The sequence below is a fragment of the Cupriavidus sp. FW305-26 genome, from assembly GCF_058787975.1.
Genome location: NZ_JBYTAH010000009.1, coordinates 44696 through 63050, shown reverse-complemented (window position 1 = coordinate 63050; position 18355 = coordinate 44696). Strand labels below are relative to the sequence as shown.

The following is an 18355-nucleotide window of genomic DNA, read 5'->3' as shown; positions in this document are numbered from 1 at the left end:
TGCGGCTGCCGCTTGCAAGTTGTCGTGATTCCCAACATTAACATTCAGGATTGAACAGCGTGACTTCCAGCGTATCCTCCACACCCATCGAAGCTACAGGGCCGTCTGTCATCACGGACGCACCGTTCGTTCGCACCGTCGTTCACGGAGCCGTTTTTCGCATCGAGCTTAACCGATCCGATGCGAGGAATCCACTGGGCGCCGACATGGTTGCGGCCTTGTCAAAGGCGGTTGATCAGGCCGAGCAAATGGATGACGTGCGGATCATCCTCTTCACCGCAGCGGGAAAGGCCTTCAGTGCTGGTGGGGATCTCGGCAATATCTCGGACCGCCTGGCGGTCAAGCCCGGCGCGGATGGCCAGGATCCCATCGCGGTGGGTAACCGGCGCTATGGCGAGTTCCTTGCCCGGCTCATCCGGTCGTCGAAGGTCACGGTGGCCTGTGTGCACGGCGCAGCCATGGGCGGAGGCGCGGGCCTTGTATGCGCGGTGGATATCGCCATCGGTTCACCCGCGGCCCGGTTCGGCTTTCCAGAGGCCGGTATTGGCCTGGTGCCCGGGCAAATCCTGCCTTTCGTCAGCGCACGCATTGGCGTTCAAGTAGCGCGCCGCCTCATGCTCACCGGTGAACGGATCGATGGCGCGGAGGCCCACCGTCTCGGGTTGCTGGATTACCTTGCCGAATCCGAGGAGGCGTTGCCTGCGCGCGTGCGGGAAATTCTGGGGTCCGTCGTTGCCACGGCACCCGCAGCCAGCGCTGCAACCAAGTGCCTTCTGACGCAGATGCGCCCACTTTCGGCACAGTCGCACGAGGCATTGACGCACTACCTGGACGCTGCCTCCGTCAAGTTTGCGCAGCAGATGCGCTCCGAAGCGGTGGAAGGCGTGACAGCCGCCCGGGAGCGCAGGCCGGCGCTCTGGAACGTGGGGGCCGAACTGCCGCCGCTTGCGGCGAACTGAACCACACGCGTCGAACGTCAACTTTTCGGAGGTTGGAAATCATGGCATCGCTGGAAGGCTTGAAGGTCGTGGATCTGTCCCGCGTACTTGGTGGTCCCCTGTGTGCGCAGATCCTCGGGGATCACGGTGCCAACGTGATCAAGGTGGAAGGTCCGATGGGCGATGAGACGCGCACCTGGGGGCCGCCCTTTAATGAGGCTGGCATGGCTTCGTACTTCGCGGGCATCAATCGCAACAAGCGCACTGTGTGCCTCGACCTCGCGTTGCCGCAAGGACGCGAAGTACTGATGCAGCTGCTCACCGAAGCGGACGTGCTTATCGAGAACTTCAAGGTCGGCACCCTGGAGCGTTGGGGGATGGGGTACGACGACGTGCTCTCCTTGCGCTTTCCAAGGCTGATCCATTGCCGTGTCACGGGCTTCGGTGCGACGGGGCCGCTCGGTGGGCTGCCCGGCTACGACGCCGCGGTACAGGCGCTCGGTGGCATCATGAGCATCAACGGTGACCCGGATGGAACGGCCACGCGCGTTGGGGTGCCGATCGTCGATGTGACGACTGGTCTGAGCGCCGTGATCGGGGTGTTGTTGGCCTTGCATGAGCGTGAGCGCAGCGGTAAAGGACAGTCCATTGAGTCGGCACTGTATGACAACGCTCTGTTCTCCCTATACCCACACTCCATCAACACGCTCTTCACCGCCAAGGCTCCGATGCGGTCTGGCAATGGCCATCCGAACATCGCGCCCTACGACACCTATGCCACTGCCACCGAGCCCATCTATCTCGCGGTCGGCAACAATGGCCAGTTTCAGCGGCTGTGCGAAGCGGTGGACCGAACGGAACTGGCGGTCGATGCGCGCTACGCAACCAATGCTCAGCGAGCCGTGCATCGTTTCGAGCTCAAGCGCGATCTTGAGGCCGCCTTCAGCCGCTTCGAAGCGCAGTCGCTGTTCGAACGCCTGGTGGCAGTTGGCGTGCCGTGCGGTGTCATCCACAACGTGGTCGAGGCGCTGAACCACCCGCACACGGCACACCGGGGCATGGTGGCTGAAATTGGAAAATTCAAGTCGGTCGCTTCGCCGGTCAAGCTTAGCCGCACGCCGGCAACGTACCGTGAAGCTCCGCAAGAGATCGGCGCGAGCACGGTGGAGGTGCTGCGCGAGGCGGGCCTTACGGAATCACAGATCGAAAAGCTGCTCGAGCAGGGGGTGGCGCTTCAGCGCAAGCGCACTCCGTAAGGTGCAACCCCGACAGCGGAGCCGCACACTGGCGACATCATGGCCGCACTGAAATCCGGCCATCGGTCGGAGCGATTTTTTTTGCTGTTGACTGCTGCAGCGGCCTCGGCAATACCGCTCCGCTCACGGCAAAAAAAATCCCCCGAGGCTGTTACTTGGGGGAGGTGCTGGTCTGTGGCCGGAGACGCTGAGTCCCGGCCACGAATTTTTTGAGGGGACACTCTTTTCTGTAGTTCCTTACATGCTGTGGTCAACGAGTCCATCGCGGTTGGTGATTCTCGCGCCATCGGTGTACACGTCGCGCCTATCCGAGACTTTCGCCCCGTCTGAATAGACGTCAAACTTTGTGGTCTTGCCCCCATCGGAATATGGGTCTCGCGGCCCCATCACGCTGGCGCCGTCAGTGTAGACATCCCGCGTCCCGATGCCGGCATAGGCGATTCCGGCACTAAGCGCCGCACCCGCCGCAGCGAGCAGTATGACTGTCTTTACCATTTTTCTTACCTCCATTTCAGGTCGTTGCAAAAACACCGAAACGATTCTTCTTTCGCTTCAGTTTGAGGGTCGCAACTTCGCACAAGTGCAATGAACTGTAGGCCTTGGCGGCAAGCATATGAATCGGGCTTTTTTCCGAAAAGAGGCTAGGGGATTGCCCTAGCCGGTGGGCAGGCAGATTCAGTCCTGCATTACTGCACGGTGGCGATCGAATCCATCCGGCAACTCTTACCGCGCAAGGGAGTTCTGGCGTAGATTCATAGTAGTGTTGTGGCACCATGGTTTTGCAGCGCTTCGCCTTGCATCGATTCGGTGCAGGCTCGTGATTTGCCGCAGGTGCATGGAACATTCACTTTCGCAAGAGTGTCGTCATTCCGTTTAACCACAGAAATGACTGGATGTGACAGTGTCGGTTCCCGGGGGTTTGAAGCGAACCATGTTTATTGTCCCGCGCAACTTAAGGCTCAGACTTTTCGTCCATACCGGACTTGTCGCTTTGGCGTATTTCGCAAGTGCAAAGCTGGGACTGGCTTATGCAGTAGTGGGCGGTGCGGTGTCTCTGGTGTGGCCTGCCAGCGGCGTGGCCCTGGTTGCGCTCCTTGTCATGGGTTTCGCAGCTGCCCCGGGAATTGCCATTGGCTCCTTTTTTGCCAATATGTCGGTCGGCGTGCCACTGCCAATGGCCGCGCTGATTGGCTTCGGCGCGACGGCTGCAGCCTTGACGGCCACGTTGCTGTTGACGCGCGTGGCCCGGTTCCGGATCACCCTCGACCGCGTCAGGGACGTATTGGCCTTCATCATCCTGGCCGCGACAGTCAGCACAGCAGTGAGTGCCCTGATTGGTGCGACTGCTCTCCTTGGCGGGGGCCGGGTGTCGGCTTCCGAGTACGGCAAAGCAGTCCTGGAATGGTGGCTCGGTGACATGATGGGGGTGCTGGTAGTGGCTCCGCCCCTGCTCAGCCTGCTTGCGAGTCCTGGCCCTGTGCACTCCACAAAGCAGGCCGTGGAAGCGTGCGGACTGACCGTTGCCATGCTCTGGGCAAGTTACCTCATCTTCGGCGCTCCCGAGCTTGCCGGGCACGGCTACTACCCTTCAGCCCTGGCGATTCTTCCGTTCATCATCTGGGCGGCTCTGCGTTTCGATCACCTTGGCACCACCGTCGCAACCTTGCTGGTCTCGATCGTTGCCATCTGGGGCACCACCAACGGCACCGGTCCCTTTGCCGCAGTGTCTCCAGTGGATAGCCTTGTGAGATGGTGCGCCTTCGCGAACGTCGTGGCAGTCACCGGGCTGCTGCTGGTGGCGGCACATGCCCAGGAGAAGCGCGTCCATAGCCTGCTGCAGGCATCCCACATCGAACTGGAGGGGCGCGTGCGGGAGCGAACCCGGGACCTGCAGCGGGCAAACCATGAACTGAAGCAGGAGATGGCGCGGCGTCGCCTGCTGGAAGCGGAGCTGATCCGGATCGGCGACCAGCAGCAGAGACTCATCGGCCGGGAGCTGCATGACGGCCTCGGGCAGCACCTCACCAGCCTGGGCTTCTACTGCACGAGCCTGAATCAAACGCTGCAGAAGCATGGCCACCCGGCTGCGGCGGACGCGGCTACCATCGTCGGACTGGTGAAGCAGGCGTCCTTGATGACTCGCAAGATTGCCCACGGCCTGGACCCGGTCGCCATGGAGTCCGGTGGCCTTGCGCTCGCCCTGCAGAGGCTGGCGCAGACGACCTGCGCGCTGGATGGCATTGACTGCACGCTGCGCATCGGGTCGGACGTGGACTCGCTCGATCCGCCGATGCAGATCAACCTTTATCGTGCGGCGCAGGAAGCCGTGAACAACGCGCTGAAATACAGCCAGGGACACCACATCGGGATCGACCTTGAGCGCGAAGGCGGGATGCAGCGGCTTTCCATCAGTGACGACGGGGTGGGGGTGGACCCGGAGCAAATGGAGCGTGCCTCGGGACTGGGACTTCACAACCTGCGTCACCGGGCGAGCCTCCTGGGCGGCTCCTGCACGATCACCCGCAATGCTCTGGGCGGCACCACGGTTGCCATCAGCTATCCGATACCAGAGAGTCCGGGCCATGCCACAGAAGCCATCTAGCCCGGGCCGCGCAACCCAGATCCTGATCGTGGATGACCACCCCATCATCCGCGAGGGGTTAAGCCAAATGCTGAATCTGCATGAGGACCTGCACGTCTGCTGTGCGGCCGGCAGTGCCGAAGAGGCTCTGGCGTTGATGGCCTGCCAGCCTGACGTGGCCGTTGTCGACCTCAGCCTGCACTCGAACTCCGGCCTGGATCTTGTCAGGATGCTGCGGCAACACTATCCAAGGCTGGCAATCCTTGTCCTCAGCATGCATGACGAAACGCTGTTTGCCGAACGCGCACTGCGCGCAGGCGCCAACGGGTATCTGATGAAACTCGAGGCCACGGAGCATATTGTGAATGCCATCCGCGAGGTGCTGGCAGGCAATGTCTACCTGAGCGCCGCCATGCATGACAAGCTGGCGCGGGCCCTGAAGGCTCCTCAAAGAAGCCGCGCGGGCTCGATCGCAAGCTTGTCGGAACGGGAGTTCGAAGTCCTGCACCTGATCGGGCTTGGCTTCAGCACCCGCCAGATCGCCGGGAAACTGAATCGCAGCGTCAAGACCATCGAGGCGCATCAGGCCAACATCAAGGAAAAGCTGGACATCCCCAACGGCAAGGAGTTGATGCGCTTCGCGATTCAGTGGATCGAGAGCCAATAGGGGTTGAGTTGCTTTCGCCTGCTTGAACGCTCGACTGCTCGCGGCCCTGGGCCGGACGGAAGCCTGGTAGCGCGTGTCAAGGGCGGGGAACGTCCCACATAAGCTGCGTTCAGATCTGAAGTGAAGATCGATTTAGCTGGCCCGGGCCCGCACCGCAGTCCGCTTCTGGTGCCGCAGCGAATCTCGTTAGTCTCTTTTTTCCCCCGAACGGGGCGTTCCGCCCATGGCGGAATTTGCATACACTCGCCCACTCCGTGGACCAACGGCCAGCACAGGCGGTCCATCGTGATCTGTGGGCCGTCGGTGGGGATTCCACAGGGGGCGGCGCGGGCCCGGGGTTTGGGCGCTTCTGTCCCTTTCCGGTCGTTCAACCGGTAGATTCGAATACACGCCTGGCGGCCCGGACGCCGGAAAACAACCTGCTGCGTTTACTTCCCAAACTCACTGAACCTGGCCGCCAGGAATTCCACGAACAGCCGGATCCGGGACGACAGCTGGTGCCGCTGCTGGTAGACGGCATAGATGTCCGCCTCGGGCGTCGCGTATTGCGGCAGTACCTGCACCAGGCGGCCACTGCGCAGGAACCGCTCGATGTCCCACTCGGCGCGCATCAGGATGCCGTGGCCTTGCAGCGCCCAGTTGACCGCGATCTCGCCGTCATTGGTGGTGAGGTTGCCGCGCACATGGACCGATTCGGTCCGCGCCTTGGTCCCTTTGCCCGAGGTCAGGCGCCACACGCCATAGGCGTCGCTGCCCTGGCGGATGCCGATGCAGTTGTGCTGGCGCAGGTCGGCGGGCGTGTGCGGGGTGCCGTGGCTGCGCAGGTACTTGGGCGAGGCGCACAGCAGGCGCCGGTTCGGCGCCAGCTTCCGGGCCACGATGCGGGCGTCGGGCGGCTGGCCGAAGCGGACGCAGACGTCGAAGGCATCTTCGGTCAGCGGCGGCGGGTCGGCGGACAGCTGGAGCTGGACATCGACCTCGGGGTAGGTGGCGACATACTCGGAAATCACCGGCGCCACATGCATGCGCCCGAACCCCAGCGTGGCATTGACCCGCAGCAGGCCGCTCGGCCGGCCCTTTGAGCGGGTCAGGATCTGGTCCAGGTCGTCGATCTCGCTGAGGATGCGCCGCGCGTGCTCCAGGTAGACCTCGCCCTCCGGCGTCAGGCTCATGCGCCGCGTGGTGCGCGTCACCAGCGGCATGCCGATGCGCGCTTCCATCTGCGCCAGCCGCTTGCTGACCGCGGCGGTAGTGATCCCAAGGTCGCGCGCGGCCGCGCTCAGGCTGCCTGCCGTGGCCACCGACGTGAAGAATCCCAGTTCTGACGGTTGGATGCCGGACGATAGCGCCATTCCATCTTTAATTTCAGGTTAACAATGGTTTAACTCTACAAGCGATCCAAAACCTTGTCCACGGCCCAGAATCCGCCCCATGCACTCAACTCGTACTTGAATCGATCTGGACCAGGAGACACGGATGAAGACGTACCGCATTGCAACGATCCCCGGCGATGGCATTGGCAAGGAGGTGGTGCCGGCCGGCCGTGAAGTGATGGAGGCGCTGGCGGCTGCCGGTGCTGACTTCCGCTTTGAGTTCGAAGACTTCGACTGGGGTGGCGACTACTATCGCCAGCACGGCGTGATGATGCCCGCCGACGGCCTGGATGCGCTGCGCGACAAGGATGCCATCCTGTTCGGCTCCGCCGGCGACCCGCATATTCCCGATCACATCACGCTCTGGGGCCTGCGCCTGAAGATCTGCCAGGGCTTCGACCAGTACGCCAACGTGCGCCCGACGCGCATCCTGCCCGGCATCGATGCGCCGCTCAAGCGCTGCGCCGCGGAAGACCTGAACTGGGTGATCGTGCGCGAGAACTCGGAAGGCGAGTATTCGGGCGTGGGCGGCCGCGTGCACCAGGGCCACCCGATCGAGGCGGCCACCGACGTCAGCATGATGACCCGCGTAGGGGTGGAGCGCATCCTGCGCTTTGCCTTCAAGCTGGCCCAGTCGCGTCCGCGCAAGCTGCTGACGGTGATCACCAAATCCAACGCGCAGCGTCACGCCATGGTGATGTGGGATGAGGTGGCCGTGCAGGTGGCCAGGGACTTCCCGGACGTTACCTGGGACAAGGAACTCGTCGATGCGGCCACGGCGCGCATGGTGAACCGTCCGGCCTCGCTGGACACCATCGTCGCCACCAACCTGCATGCCGACATCCTGAGCGACCTGGCGGCGGCGCTGGCTGGCAGCCTGGGCATCGCCCCGACCGGCAATATCGATCCGGAGCGCCGCTACCCGTCGATGTTCGAGCCCATCCACGGCTCGGCCTTCGACATCATGGGCAAGGGCCTGGCCAACCCGGTAGGCACCTTCTGGTCGGTGGTCATGCTGCTGGAACACCTGGGCGAAAACGAGGCGGCGCAGCGCGTGATGCAGGCCGTCGAAGCCGTCACCGCCAACCCCGCGCTGCACACCGGCGACCTGGGCGGCAAGGCGACTACCGCTGAAGTGACCAGGGCGGTGTGCGACCTGCTTGCCGCTGGCCAGCAAGCGAAGGCCGCCTGAGCGCAAGGGCCGTTTCGTGAGCCTGCAATTTTCCGAGCCCAACGTGTTGCTGCGGCGCATGTTCGATGCGGCGGTCGCAGCCGCCCAGCCGGCCAGGACCCTGGCGCGGCACCTGCCGCCGCCGCCGCGCGGACGCACCGTCGTCATTGGCGCGGGCAAGGCCTCGGCGGCGATGGCGAGCGCGCTGGAAGCGGCATGGCCCGGGCCGCTTGAAGGCCTGGTGGTTACCCGCTACGGCTATGCGGTGCCGTGCTCGCGCATCGAGATCGTGGAGGCCGCTCACCCCGTGCCGGACGATGCCGGGCTGGCCGCTTCGCAGCGCATGCTGGCGATGGTGGGGGGCCTGGCCGAGGACGACCTGGTGATCTGCCTGGTCTCCGGCGGCGGATCGTCGCTGCTGCCGCTGCCGCTTGCCGGCATCACGCTCGACGACAAGCAGCGCGTCAATCGCGCGCTGCTGAAGTCCGGCGCCACGATTTCGGAGATGAATTGCGTGCGCCGGCACCTGTCCGCCATCAAGGGCGGCCGGCTGGCAGCCGCGTGCTATCCGGCGCGCGTGCTGAACCTGCTGGTTTCCGATGTGCCGGGCGATGACCCCATCGATATCGCCTCTGGCCCGACCGTGCCTGACCCGACCACGCGCGCCGATGCGCTGGCCATCGTCAAGCAGTATGCGATCGACCTTCCGCCCAATGTGATGGCAGTGCTGGCGTCCGACGCGGCCGAGACGCTCAAGTCCGGCGACCCGCGCCTGCCGCGCATCCGCACCGAGTTCATCGCCACGCCCCGGCTGGCGCTGGAAGCGGCGGCGCAGGTGGGCCGCGACGCAGGCTTCGCCGTGCACGTGCTGGGCGACGCCATCGAAGGTGAGGCCCGCGATGTCGGCAAGGTCATGGGCGGTATCGCGCTGGCAGCCGCCAGGCATGGCCAGCTGTTTGCGGCACCGTGCGTGCTGCTGTCCGGCGGCGAGACCACGGTCACAGTGCGGGGCGCGGGCAGGGGCGGCAGGAACGTGGAGTTACTGCTGTCGCTGTCGCTGACGCTGCGCGGCGAACCCGGCATTCATGCGATTGCGGGCGACACCGACGGCGTCGACGGCCAGGAAGAGATCGCGGGTGCCGTGATCGGCCCCGACACGCTGGAACGTGCCTGGCGCGCCGGACTGCGTCCGCAGGATGCGCTGGCCGCCAACGACGGCCATGGATTTTTCGAGGCGCTGGGGGATGCCGTCATCACCGGCCCCACGCTGACCAACGTCAACGATTTTCGCGCGATCTTGCTGACGCGCGCCTCTGGAGCCTGCGGTGCTCTGCCGTGAAGTGGTGGATGTGCTGGAGATGACCAACCTGGCCAGCCACACCGTGCTGAAGGAGCAGTTCGGCGTGGCCGGCAGCAGATCGTCATCTCGGCCGGCCTGCCGTTCACCGTGGCCGGCACCGCCAACCTGCTGCGCATCGCGCAGGTCCAGCAGGCAGACATCAGACAGGGGGGGCAAGGCGCTATCAAGCACTAATCAGCCGAAAACCGGCTGCAAACATAGAATATTCAGGAGACAAAGCATGCGTGGTACTGAACTCGTGCGTCGTATTTCCGGCGTGGCCGTGCTGGCAGCCGGCTTTATCCTCAGCGGCACTTGCCTGGCACAGGAATGGCCGGCCAAGCCGATCACCGTGGTGGTGCCGTTCCCGTCGGGCGGGACTACCGACGTGCTGGCCCGCGCGCTGGGCGACCAGTTGTCGAAGAGCCTGGGCCAGCCCGTGATCGTCGAGAACCGGCCCGGCGCCGGCGCCACGGTGGGCGCGGACTACGTCGCCAAGGGCAAGCCGGACGGCTACACCCTGCTGATGGGCGCGGTCCACCATACGATTGCCAGCAGCGTCTACAAGAAGCTGCCCTACAGCTTCCAGAAGGACCTGGCACCCATCGCCACGGTCGCCATGGTGCCCAACGTGCTGGTCATCAATGCCGCCAAGACGCCGGCGAAGGACGTCAGCGAACTGGTGGCCCTGGCGAAGAAGGCAGCGCCGGAGTTTGCCTATGGCTCCAATGGCAACGGCACCGCGCAGCACCTGATCGGCACCCAGTTCCAGGCCGCCACGGGTGCGCCGCTGCTGCACGTGCCCTACAAGGGCAGTGGCCCGCTGACCACCGATCTGCTCGGCGGACAGGTGACGATGTCGTTCGATACCCTGACGCCGGTGCTGCAGCACATCAAGTCGGGCAAGCTGCGCGCCCTGGCCGTGACCACCGCGCAGCGCTCCAGCGTCCTGCCTGATGTGCCGACGCTGGAAGAGGCGGGGCTGAAGGGCTTCGATATCGGCACCTGGTTTGGCGTGCTGGCGCCGGCCGCCACGCCAGCGCCCATCGTCACCCGGCTGAACGCCGAGATCGTCAAGATCGTGAAATCGCCGGACTTCCAGCAGCGCATGGTGGCGGTCGGGGCCGAGCCGATGGCGAGCACGCCGCAGGAGTTTGCCAAGCGGATCCAGGACGAGACGGTCAAGTTCGCCAGGCTGGTGAAGGACGGGAAGGTGACGATCGAGTAGGCGACCCGCCGTCATTCGGTTGCTTGCCTTCTCGCCTATATTGAACTCTGCCCGGCATCGCCTTATGCGTTGCACGGGCGGACTGCGGGTAACGGAGGGAGGGCGCCATGAAGATCGCGAGCATCGAAGCCATCGTCCTGCGCATTCCGTTCACGGTGGGCGGCGTTTCCGCCGCGGGCGTCTGGGGCGGCGCCGGGATGCAGGCCGCCGACTCGCTGCTGCTCAAGGTGACGACCGACGATGGGCTGGTCGGCTGGGGCGAGACCTTCGGCTTCGTGGGGATTCCGGCGGTCAAGGCGGCCATCGAACAGATGCTGGCGCCTGCCTGCCTCGGCCGGGACGCAACCCGGATCGATGCCATCGGCCTGGACCTGCAACGCAGGTTCCATGTCTTCGGGCGCAGCGGGGCCATCTTCTACGGGCTGTCCGCGCTCGATATCGCCCTGTGGGACCTTTGCGGCAAAGCGGCCGGGCTGCCTGTTCACCAACTGCTCGGCGGCGCGCGCCGGGACCGCCTGCCTGCCTATGCCAGCCTGATCCGGTATGCCGATCCCGAAACGATGGCGGTCAATGTCAGCCGCGCCATCGCCGATGGCTACCGGAGCCTGAAGCTGCACGAGGTCGACCTCGCGGTCATTCGCGCCGCCCGCGAAGCAGCGGGCCCGGACATCGAGATCACGCTGGATACGAACTGCCCGTGGCCGCTCCATGAGGCCATCGACATGGCGCGCGCGCTGGAACCCTTGTCGCTACGGTGGCTGGAAGAGCCCCTGTGGCCGCCGGAGAACTATGCCGGACTGGCCGCCCTGCGCCAGCAGTGCGCCATCCCGGTCGCCGCCGGCGAGAATGCCACCACGCTGATGGAGTTCCAGCACCTGCTCAGCGTGGGCGCCGTCGATGTGGTGCAACCCAGCCCGGCCAAGATGGGTGGCATCAGCGCCTTGCGCAACGTCTTTGCGCTGGCCGAGGCGCACAACACGCAAGTGATGGTCCATACCTTCTATGACGGCCCGGGGCTGCTGGCCAGCATGCATGCCACGGCAGCGCTGGGGGATGCTGCGGCCATGATCGAATGGCGCTACTTCGACATGGAGGCGCAGGTGCTTGGCGATGCCGTGGTGCCGCGCGATGGCATGATCGCGGTACCCGCTGGCCCGGGCCTGGGCATCGACCCGGATCCGGAGGTCATTCGGCGATATCGCGTTGCGTGAGCATCATCCCGGCATCAGAAATCCACCTTCTCCCCCGGCTGCGGCACGATCACGCCTGCCGCGGCGCCAGCGCCCAGCGCCGCCTTGAACGCTTCCGGTGTCCCGCTCAACTGCGGCGAGGTCTGATAGTGGATCGGGATCGCAAAGCGCGGCCGGATCAGGTCGCGCACCGCGATGGCGGCTTCCTGCGGTCCCATGGTGAAATGGCCGCCAATGGGGATCAGCACGAGATCGGGTTTGTAGACCTCCCCGATCAGCCGCATGTCACCGAACAGTCCCGTATCGCCCATGTGCCAGATCTTGAAGCCGTTCTCCAGCTCGATGATGTAGCCGACGGGCTCACCGCCGTAGTGGGTTTCGTCCTTGCCGGTGGCGGGGTTCTTCAGCGCCAGTTCCGACGAGTGTTCGGCATGCACTGCGGTGATTCTGGGGCCGGTCGGGCCAAAGGGCATGACCGTGCCGCTCTTGCCGAAGCGCTGCGCCTGCGCGGCCGGGACCATGCCCAGGCTGACCAGGGCCTGGCCCAGGCCGCCGCCGTTGTAGATCGGCGCGTTGGTCAGCCTGGCCAGGGCGGGGGCATCGCCCAGGTGGTCGCTGTGGGCGTGCGTGACCAGAATCAGGTCGACCTTGCCCAGCGCCGAGAGCTGCTTGAAGCCTGGCGGCGTCTTGGGATTGGTGGTGAGCCATGGGTCGACCACGATGACCTTGCCGCCGGGCGTGGTGATGCGCGTGGCGGCCTGGCCCAGCCACAGCACTTCGGCCTTGCCGGCGGTGGGCTGGCCGGCCGGCATCGGGCGCCGGGCCTCCGCTGGCGGCGTGGGCGCCGCGCAGGCGCCGAGCAGGGCGATGACGGTGGCGAGGAGAACGGCGCGCAGTCTGGTCATGGTCTTTCTTCCCTGGATGAATTGGCCTGGCAACTTGCAGTACTAGCGGACAAACATGCCCAATCCTTCGTGGTCGTAATACTCCAGCCACACGCGGTCGCTGGAGAACGCCGCTTGCGAGATCGTGCCCGGCGTCGCGTTCTCGTTATTGAGCGTGAAGGTAAAGACGTCGCCGTCCCAGTGGCTCAGCGGCAAGGTGAGAGGGGTGGCGCCCAGCGTCATCACCAGCGTGCCGCCCTGGTCGGCCACCTGCAGCGGACCGTAGTAGTCGTTCTGGTAGGTGCCGGTGTAAGCCGAGAGTGCGCGCGCCGGCAGCGGGTTGGCCGGGGGTGTCTGGCCGACCAGCCGGCCTTCCGGTGCCAGCAGCGGCGCAAGCGCATCGCCGTAGATCCTGCCCCAGTCGCGCCGGATGGCGCCGTACTGCACGAGATCGAAGAATTGTGCGTTCAGGGTTTCCGGGACGCCGATGGGATAGCCGTTGGTCAACGTGACGATGGCCAGGTTCAGCGACGGCACCGCGGTAAAGTTGGTGGCCGCGCCCACCGCGAACGCGCCGGAGTGGTTATAGGAGGCCAGCCCGAGTTCGGTCGTGCCGACATTGAAGCCATAGCCGTAGTAGCCGGCCGGCCGTCCGCTGACGGGCGGGCTGCTTTGCATCTGCTGGCTCAGCGCGGGTGCCAGCGCGGCGGCGTCGACGATGCGCTGGCCTGCGAACTCGCCTTTGGCGAGCAGCATCGCCAGCCATTTCGCGATGTCGGTGACGGATGAACTGACGCCCCCGGCGGGCGACTGCGCATCCGGCATCGTGCCCATGCCTTGCACCCAGGCGCCGTTGATCCTGACATGGCCGAGGGCGCGGTTGTCGCGCGCGGCAAAGTCGGCGTAGCGCGAACTGGTGCGCGCCATGCCCAGCGGTTGGTAGATGGCCTGCTCGGACAGCGTGGCCCAGTCGATGCCGGCCGCGGTGGCCACGGCCTCGGCGGCGGCGGTCATGCCAAAGTTGGTGTACGCATAGACTGCCCGGAACGGATGCAGCGGCAGGTAGCGCAGGCGCGTCAGTACCTGCTGGCGGTCGAAGCCCATGTCTTCAAGCCGGTCGCCGGCGTGGTCGGGCAGGCCGGAGCGATGGGCGTAGAGATCGCCAATGGTGACGGCTTCCGTGACTTCCGCTTCCGCGAGCGCGAACCACGGCAGGTGCGCGCGCACCGGCGTATCCCAACTGATGCCGCCGCGGCCGACCTGCCGGGCCACCACGGTTGCCCCGATGGGCTTTGACACCGACGCAAGCTGGAACACAGTGTCGGCATCGACCGGCGCGGGGTCGGTTACCAGCCTGCGGCCAAAGCCTTTGGCGTAAACGGTTTGATTGCCGCGCACCACGGCGACGGCCATGCCCGGCACACCGGAACTGGCCATCAGGTCAGCGGCCAGCTTGTCGACCTGGGTGATAGCCTGGGTGATCTGGGATTCGGGAACCGGACCGGGCGGCTTGGGCGGATCGTCGTCATCCCCACCGCAGGCGGGCAGGGCAGGGACCAGCAGGCCGCCCAGCGCGGCTCCCAGGAAACGGCGACGCTCTTGCAGTTTGCCCACGGTGGTTCTCCGCAGTTCTTAGGTCAGGCGGCTCGGCCGCGCCCTTGGATAGGAATACTGTAGGCGATGGGGGCGGGGAGTGGCGAATGCGAAACGTCTTATCGCCGCACGATGGCGGGGGCGAGAAACTGCAGGCCTCGCCGAAGGGTTCGGTGAGCGGGGGTGACAACCCGAAAGAACCTCGGCAGATTCGATCTCATTCAATCAAGAGTCGCGCGGGCAACCATGTTTCCATGGCGGGCCGGGCGGGGCAGCTGCAAGGCTGGCCGGGTCTTCTTCTGCTGAGGTTCCCCGGTATGTCACCCCCGTTGTCAGGCCCGCCACCTTCTTCTCGTCTGGGCAGGCGGGCTCTCTCTGGCTAGTAGGAGATAAGCGCGATGCAAATGTCTACCCATCACCCTTCAGGACCCCGGCATATCGTGCCGGCCGGCACGATCGAGTCCTTTGAGCAAATCAGCGCCGGGCTGAGTGCCATCCTGTTGCTGGTTGAAATCGAGAGCGAGCGTTCGGAGGGTTGCCACAACGTGTATTCGCTGCTGGCAATGGTGAAGGCGCAGCTGGACCAGACGGCGGCAAAGCTGTGCGCGGATGAATGACGAGTCCGTCGCGGCAAAACAAAAAGCCCGCACGTTCGTGCGGGCTTTTCGCTTTGAAACCTTGGTGCCCAGGAGAGGACTCGAACCTCCACAGTGTTGCCACCGCTAGGACCTGAACCTAGTGCGTCTACCAATTCCGCCACCTGGGCAAGGTGAGCGCCGGATTTTACAGCGCGCTGCGGATTTTGCAAGTCCCTCGGCCGGCTTTGGCGCAAGAAATCCGGTTGAGCTGCGGTGGGCCGCTGCTGCTGGTCAATCGGTGGACACGTCAGCGTCGGAAGTGAGGATGTCAAACAGCGCCTTGGCCGCAGGCTGCAACGCCCGGTCGCGACGGCGTATCAGCGCCAGGACAAGGTCCGCGGCAGGCTCGGTCAGCGCGATGGCGCACAGGCGGGGATGATCGCGTGGCAGTGCCAGGCCCGGCAGCACGGCCATGCCGAGGCGGGCTTCCACCAGCGCCAGCACGCCAACCACGTGATTGGCTTCCCCAGCCGGCTGGCACGCGGCGAGACCTTCGATGTGGTGATCCTGGCGGACTCGGGTCTCGACAAGCTGATATCGGAGGGCAAGGTGGCAGCGGGCAGCCGGGTGCCAGCCGAACTGCAGCAGCGCGTCTTCTTCTCCGCCGGGATGGTGGCGGGCCACCAGAGCGCGGCGGCTTCGCGGTTTGTTCGGTTCCTGGCGTCCCCGGCGGCAGCCACGATCGTGCGAACGACCGGACTGGAGCCGGTTGCCACGCCGCTGCCGCCGCCGGCTCCGCCGGTTCTGGGGCAGCCGGAACAACGCTGAACCGCTTCAATATCCGTTGGCGGCCGCAAAAAACAAAAAGCCCGCACTTTTGTGCGGGCTTTCTGCTTGAATCTCTGGTGCCCAGGAGAGGACTCGAACCTCCACAGTGTTGCCACCGCTAGGACCTGAACCTAGTGCGTCTACCAATTCCGCCACCTGGGCAAGGTGAGCGGCGCATTTTACCGAAGGTTCACAAATTTGCAAGCACCTCCGGCGGGTACACGCAGCATCGCTGGCCGGACTGCGTTACGGCGATCCGGATGTGCCACGGGCAATCAGAACGACGACACCATCGCGCCCTTGTACTGGGCCTTCATGAACTGGCGCACGTCTTCAGACTGGTATGCTGCCACCAGCTTCTTGACCCACGGCTTGTCCTTGTCCTGCGTGCGCACGACGATGATGTTGGCGTACGGGCTGTGGATGTCTTCCAGTGCGATCGCGTCCTTGGTCGGCTGCAGGCCGGCCGCGAGCGCGTAGTTGGTGTTGATCACGGCGGCGCTGACATCGGGCAGGGCGCGGGCCAGCTGCGCTGCATCCAGTTCCACGAGCTTCAGCTTCTTCGGGTTCTCGGCCACGTCCAGCGGCGTGGCGTTGACACCGTTGGTGCCGGCGCCTGCCTTCAGCTTGATCACGCCTTGCGACTGGAGCAGCAGCAGGGCGCGGTTTTCATTGGACGGGTCGTTGGGCACGGCCACCTTGGCGCCTTGCGGCAGGTCCTTCGGCGACTTCAGGCTCTTCGCGTAGATGCCGAGCGGCGAGATATAGGTGTAGCCCACGCTCTGCATCTTGTAGCCGCGCTGCTTCACCTGGCTGTCCAGGTAGGGCTGGTGCTGGAAGCTGTTGGCGTCCAGGTCACCGGCATCCAGTGCGGCGTTGGGCTGCACGTAGTCGTTGAACTCGACGACCTTGACGTTCAGGCCATTGCGCTTGGCCACTTTCTGGACGACTTGCCAGACTTCGGCATCCGGGCCGCTGACCGTGCCGACGCGGATGGTCTGTTCCTGGGCCGACGCGCTGCCGGCGGCGAAAAAACCAAGGGCGGACACTGCGACCGCCAGGCGCTTGATGAGAGACGTGCTGCGCATAGGAGTTCTGGAGATATTCTGGTTATGTGGCGAGTGAGACAGTCGCCTGGGCAGGGATCGCCTGACCGGGGCAAGGGCCACAGATTAACGCAATTGCGTCAAGAAGGCGCGGCGGGAATGAATCTGGCGTCTATTTCTTTTTCATAAGCTTATGAATCCAAACAACGCCAGATGGCCGGCATTAAATGCTTCTATGCCAAGGCTCAGTCTGCAAAGACTTCGCGCAATGTCCGCAAGGTGTCTTCCACGATCCTGTCACTCAGGCCGCCGGCCCGCCTGACCAGCCGGGACTTGTCCACGATCCGGAGCTGGTCCAGCAGGATCAGGCCAGTCTTGCGCTGAAAAGTCACCGGGACGCGAAACGGTGCCGGCCTGCTGCCGGTAGTCATTGGCGCCACGGTGACGGTGCGCCACTGGCTCAGCCGGCCACCGCCCCATATCCCTGGCCCTTCCACTCGATAAAGCACAAGCCATGGCCGAACGGGTCCGACAGCCTTGCCTGCCGTCCCCAGTCAAAGTCCTGCGGCCAGTCCTCGATCTCGGCGCCGGCTTCCAGCGCGCGTTCGATGGCCTGTTCCAGGTTGGCCACGACGAAGTCGAGGTGGACCGGCGTCCAGTGGCGGCGGTAGTCGCGCCGGGTATCGGCGCGGGTGGTGGGGCGGGTGCCGGCGGGCTTGGCGAGCAGGTAGATGGGGGTGTTGCCGCCCAGCATTTCGGCAACGGTGCCGTCGAACAGCTTGCGGTTCAGCCTCAGGCCAAGCCCCTGCGCGTAGAAGTCGATGCCGCGCGGCAAATCGTCGACATCGATATTGATCAGCAACTCCATGACAGCCTCCTGGCGGCGTTCCGTGTGAAAGCGGCCGCATTGTGCGCCGGGTCTCCTGACAACTGCTGTCAGGAGTGATGTTTCAGCCGGCCAGCCAGGTGCCAGGAACGGCGCGCTAGCCGCGCAACAGCTCCCGCACCACCGGGCGCAGCGCGTCGCCGAGTGCCAGGTGCGCGTCGGCATCCAGGTGCACGCCGTCGACCTCGCTGCTCTGGATCACGGTGCCGGCGTCGAACAGCGGACAGCCCAGTTGCGTGCAGACCTCGGCCACGGCTTGCGGCAGGCCCGTCCACTTATGTTCGCCGCCAGCAAACTTGGGCGCCAGCGGCCCGCGCGGGGTGCGGATCGGGGGTGGGGTGACGACCAGCACCGGAGGCACCGGCATGCCCGGCTCGATCGGCGCGCTGCGGATCGCCTGCACCAGCGTGGCGATGCCCTGGGCGGCGTGCCAGGCGTTGTGCGGGTGCATCGACTGGAAATCGTTGTTGCCCAGCATCAGGACCACCAGCGCCAGCGGCGAGTGGATTTCAACGCGCTGCGCCAGCCCGTGCAGGCCGTTGCGGCCGGGTTTGAATGGGTCGTCCCAGACCGTGCGGCGGCCGTTCAGGCAGTCTTCGATGACGCGCACCGGGGCGCCGCCGCCGGCGTTCAGGCCCAGCTCCAGCCGGCCGGGCCAGCGCACCGGGAAGGGCAGGCGCCGGCGCGTGCCGGGCACGATGCCCCATGACAGCGAGTCGGCGTAGACAAGGATCTGCAGGGGATCGGTTTCGGCCATCGGCGCTGCGCTCATGCGGGACTCCAGTCGGCGTGGATAT

The 18355-nt window shown here is 65.1% G+C and carries 17 protein-coding genes, 2 tRNA genes and 2 pseudogenes; 11 read left to right on the top strand and 10 right to left on the bottom strand.

Features of this window, described 5'->3' with window-relative positions:
- Positions 1-59 precede the first annotated feature (59 nt).
- The 4 genes from AC3WQZ_RS07980 to AC3WQZ_RS07965 all read left to right on the top strand — a co-directional run bounded on the left by AC3WQZ_RS07980 (position 60) and on the right by AC3WQZ_RS07965 (position 5442).
- Complete coding sequence (locus AC3WQZ_RS07980; RefSeq protein WP_492300299.1) at positions 60-959, top strand: enoyl-CoA hydratase/isomerase family protein; 900 nt, start codon at positions 60-62, stop codon at positions 957-959.
- A 41-nt stretch (positions 960-1000) separates the two neighbouring features.
- Entirely contained in the window at positions 1001-2194 is a 1194-nt protein-coding gene (locus AC3WQZ_RS07975; RefSeq protein WP_058697970.1) for a CaiB/BaiF CoA transferase family protein, read from the top strand.
- Positions 2195-3125: 931 nt separating this feature from the next.
- On the top strand, positions 3126-4796 hold the full coding sequence (locus AC3WQZ_RS07970) for an MASE1 domain-containing protein (protein WP_492300298.1): 1671 nt from the start codon (positions 3126-3128) through the stop codon (positions 4794-4796).
- Positions 4777-5442 carry a response regulator gene (locus tag AC3WQZ_RS07965; RefSeq protein WP_081645115.1) on the top strand — a complete coding sequence of 222 codons (666 nt, stop codon included), beginning with the start codon at positions 4777-4779 and terminating at the stop codon, positions 5440-5442. Before AC3WQZ_RS07970 ends, AC3WQZ_RS07965 begins: the two co-directional genes overlap by 20 nt.
- Before the next feature lie 428 nt (positions 5443-5870).
- Here the strand turns inward: AC3WQZ_RS07965 and AC3WQZ_RS07960 are convergent, their stop codons facing one another.
- Positions 5871-6794, bottom strand: a complete 924-nt coding sequence (locus AC3WQZ_RS07960; protein WP_010810611.1) for a LysR family transcriptional regulator — start codon at positions 6792-6794, stop codon at positions 5871-5873.
- A gap of 124 nt (positions 6795-6918) precedes the next feature.
- Here AC3WQZ_RS07960 and AC3WQZ_RS07955 point away from each other — a divergent pair, with 124 nt between their 5' ends.
- The 5 genes and pseudogenes from AC3WQZ_RS07955 to AC3WQZ_RS07935 all read left to right on the top strand — a co-directional run bounded on the left by AC3WQZ_RS07955 (position 6919) and on the right by AC3WQZ_RS07935 (position 11764).
- The gene (locus AC3WQZ_RS07955; RefSeq protein WP_010810612.1) at positions 6919-8007 is read left to right on the top strand and encodes a tartrate dehydrogenase; all 1089 of its coding nucleotides are present in this window, start codon (positions 6919-6921) and stop codon (positions 8005-8007) included.
- Positions 8008-8065: 58 nt separating this feature from the next.
- A complete protein-coding gene (locus tag AC3WQZ_RS07950) occupies positions 8066-9325 on the top strand; it encodes a glycerate kinase type-2 family protein (protein WP_439669037.1) in 1260 nt (419 codons plus the stop codon).
- A pseudogene (locus AC3WQZ_RS07945) lies at positions 9309-9520 on the top strand (hypothetical protein); the annotation flags it as partial. The gene AC3WQZ_RS07950 and the pseudogene AC3WQZ_RS07945, both read left to right, overlap by 17 nt.
- A 46-nt stretch (positions 9521-9566) precedes the next feature.
- Complete coding sequence (locus tag AC3WQZ_RS07940; protein WP_010810613.1) at positions 9567-10553, top strand: tripartite tricarboxylate transporter substrate binding protein; 987 nt, start codon at positions 9567-9569, stop codon at positions 10551-10553.
- A 107-nt stretch (positions 10554-10660) separates the two neighbouring features.
- Complete coding sequence (locus AC3WQZ_RS07935; RefSeq protein WP_010810614.1) at positions 10661-11764, top strand: mandelate racemase/muconate lactonizing enzyme family protein; 1104 nt, start codon at positions 10661-10663, stop codon at positions 11762-11764.
- A 14-nt stretch (positions 11765-11778) separates the two neighbouring features.
- On the opposite strand, the gene AC3WQZ_RS07930 is transcribed toward AC3WQZ_RS07935, so the two are convergent.
- A complete protein-coding gene (locus tag AC3WQZ_RS07930) occupies positions 11779-12648 on the bottom strand; it encodes a metal-dependent hydrolase (protein ID WP_010810615.1) in 870 nt (289 codons plus the stop codon).
- Between the two features lie 42 nt (positions 12649-12690).
- Positions 12691-14241, bottom strand: a complete 1551-nt coding sequence (locus AC3WQZ_RS07925) for a serine hydrolase (protein ID WP_492300297.1) — start codon at positions 14239-14241, stop codon at positions 12691-12693.
- 383 nt (positions 14242-14624) lie between these two features.
- On the opposite strand from AC3WQZ_RS07925, the gene AC3WQZ_RS07920 reads away from it, so the two are divergent.
- Complete coding sequence (locus AC3WQZ_RS07920) at positions 14625-14837, top strand: hypothetical protein (protein WP_492300296.1); 213 nt, start codon at positions 14625-14627, stop codon at positions 14835-14837.
- 62 nt (positions 14838-14899) lie between these two features.
- Here AC3WQZ_RS07920 and AC3WQZ_RS07915 read toward each other — a convergent pair.
- Together AC3WQZ_RS07915 and AC3WQZ_RS07910 are read right to left on the bottom strand one after the other, a co-directional pair.
- Positions 14900-14986, bottom strand: a tRNA-Leu gene (locus tag AC3WQZ_RS07915).
- A 103-nt stretch (positions 14987-15089) separates the two neighbouring features.
- Entirely contained in the window at positions 15090-15290 is a 201-nt protein-coding gene (locus tag AC3WQZ_RS07910; protein ID WP_492300325.1) for a LysR substrate-binding domain-containing protein, read from the bottom strand.
- A gap of 33 nt (positions 15291-15323) precedes the next feature.
- Between AC3WQZ_RS07910 and AC3WQZ_RS07905 the strand changes: the two are divergent.
- A pseudogene (locus AC3WQZ_RS07905) lies at positions 15324-15626 on the top strand (substrate-binding domain-containing protein); the annotation flags it as partial.
- Positions 15627-15701: 75 nt separating this feature from the next.
- Here AC3WQZ_RS07905 and AC3WQZ_RS07900 read toward each other — a convergent pair.
- From AC3WQZ_RS07900 to AC3WQZ_RS07880, 5 genes are all read right to left on the bottom strand, one after another.
- Positions 15702-15788 (bottom strand) — tRNA-Leu (locus AC3WQZ_RS07900).
- 113 nt (positions 15789-15901) lie between these two features.
- Entirely contained in the window at positions 15902-16714 is an 813-nt protein-coding gene (locus AC3WQZ_RS07895; RefSeq protein ID WP_492300295.1) for a MetQ/NlpA family ABC transporter substrate-binding protein, read from the bottom strand.
- Between the two features lie 203 nt (positions 16715-16917).
- On the bottom strand, positions 16918-17181 hold the full coding sequence (locus tag AC3WQZ_RS07890) for a type II toxin-antitoxin system PemK/MazF family toxin (protein ID WP_058697975.1): 264 nt from the start codon (positions 17179-17181) through the stop codon (positions 16918-16920).
- Positions 17133-17540 (bottom strand): VOC family protein, encoded by a 408-nt coding sequence (locus AC3WQZ_RS07885; protein ID WP_010810622.1) that lies wholly within the window; start codon positions 17538-17540, stop codon positions 17133-17135. The genes AC3WQZ_RS07890 and AC3WQZ_RS07885 overlap by 49 nt, the downstream gene beginning before the upstream one ends.
- Positions 17541-17655: 115 nt before the next feature.
- Complete coding sequence (locus AC3WQZ_RS07880) at positions 17656-18330, bottom strand: SGNH/GDSL hydrolase family protein (RefSeq protein WP_492300293.1); 675 nt, start codon at positions 18328-18330, stop codon at positions 17656-17658.
- Positions 18331-18355 lie beyond the last annotated feature (25 nt).

Excerpts from the sequence above, each read along its gene's own strand:
- AC3WQZ_RS07880 (WP_492300293.1), bottom strand. The coding sequence starts at position 18,330 with ATGAGCGCAGCGCCGATGGCCGAAACCGATCCCCTGCAGATCCTTGTC.
- AC3WQZ_RS07960 (WP_010810611.1), bottom strand. The coding sequence starts at position 6,794 with ATGGCGCTATCGTCCGGCATCCAACCGTCAGAACTGGGATTCTTCACG.
- AC3WQZ_RS07895 (WP_492300295.1), bottom strand. The coding sequence starts at position 16,714 with ATGCGCAGCACGTCTCTCATCAAGCGCCTGGCGGTCGCAGTGTCCGCC.
- AC3WQZ_RS07935 (WP_010810614.1), top strand. The coding sequence starts at position 10,661 with ATGAAGATCGCGAGCATCGAAGCCATCGTCCTGCGCATTCCGTTCACG.
- AC3WQZ_RS07920 (WP_492300296.1), top strand. The coding sequence starts at position 14,625 with ATGTCTACCCATCACCCTTCAGGACCCCGGCATATCGTGCCGGCCGGC.
- AC3WQZ_RS07965 (WP_081645115.1), top strand. The coding sequence starts at position 4,777 with ATGCCACAGAAGCCATCTAGCCCGGGCCGCGCAACCCAGATCCTGATC.
- AC3WQZ_RS07970 (WP_492300298.1), top strand. The coding sequence starts at position 3,126 with ATGTTTATTGTCCCGCGCAACTTAAGGCTCAGACTTTTCGTCCATACC.
- AC3WQZ_RS07975 (WP_058697970.1), top strand. The coding sequence starts at position 1,001 with ATGGCATCGCTGGAAGGCTTGAAGGTCGTGGATCTGTCCCGCGTACTT.
- AC3WQZ_RS07940 (WP_010810613.1), top strand. The coding sequence starts at position 9,567 with ATGCGTGGTACTGAACTCGTGCGTCGTATTTCCGGCGTGGCCGTGCTG.
- AC3WQZ_RS07955 (WP_010810612.1), top strand. The coding sequence starts at position 6,919 with ATGAAGACGTACCGCATTGCAACGATCCCCGGCGATGGCATTGGCAAG.
- AC3WQZ_RS07930 (WP_010810615.1), bottom strand. The coding sequence starts at position 12,648 with ATGACCAGACTGCGCGCCGTTCTCCTCGCCACCGTCATCGCCCTGCTC.
- AC3WQZ_RS07950 (WP_439669037.1), top strand. The coding sequence starts at position 8,066 with ATGTTCGATGCGGCGGTCGCAGCCGCCCAGCCGGCCAGGACCCTGGCG.
- AC3WQZ_RS07885 (WP_010810622.1), bottom strand. The coding sequence starts at position 17,540 with ATGGAGTTGCTGATCAATATCGATGTCGACGATTTGCCGCGCGGCATC.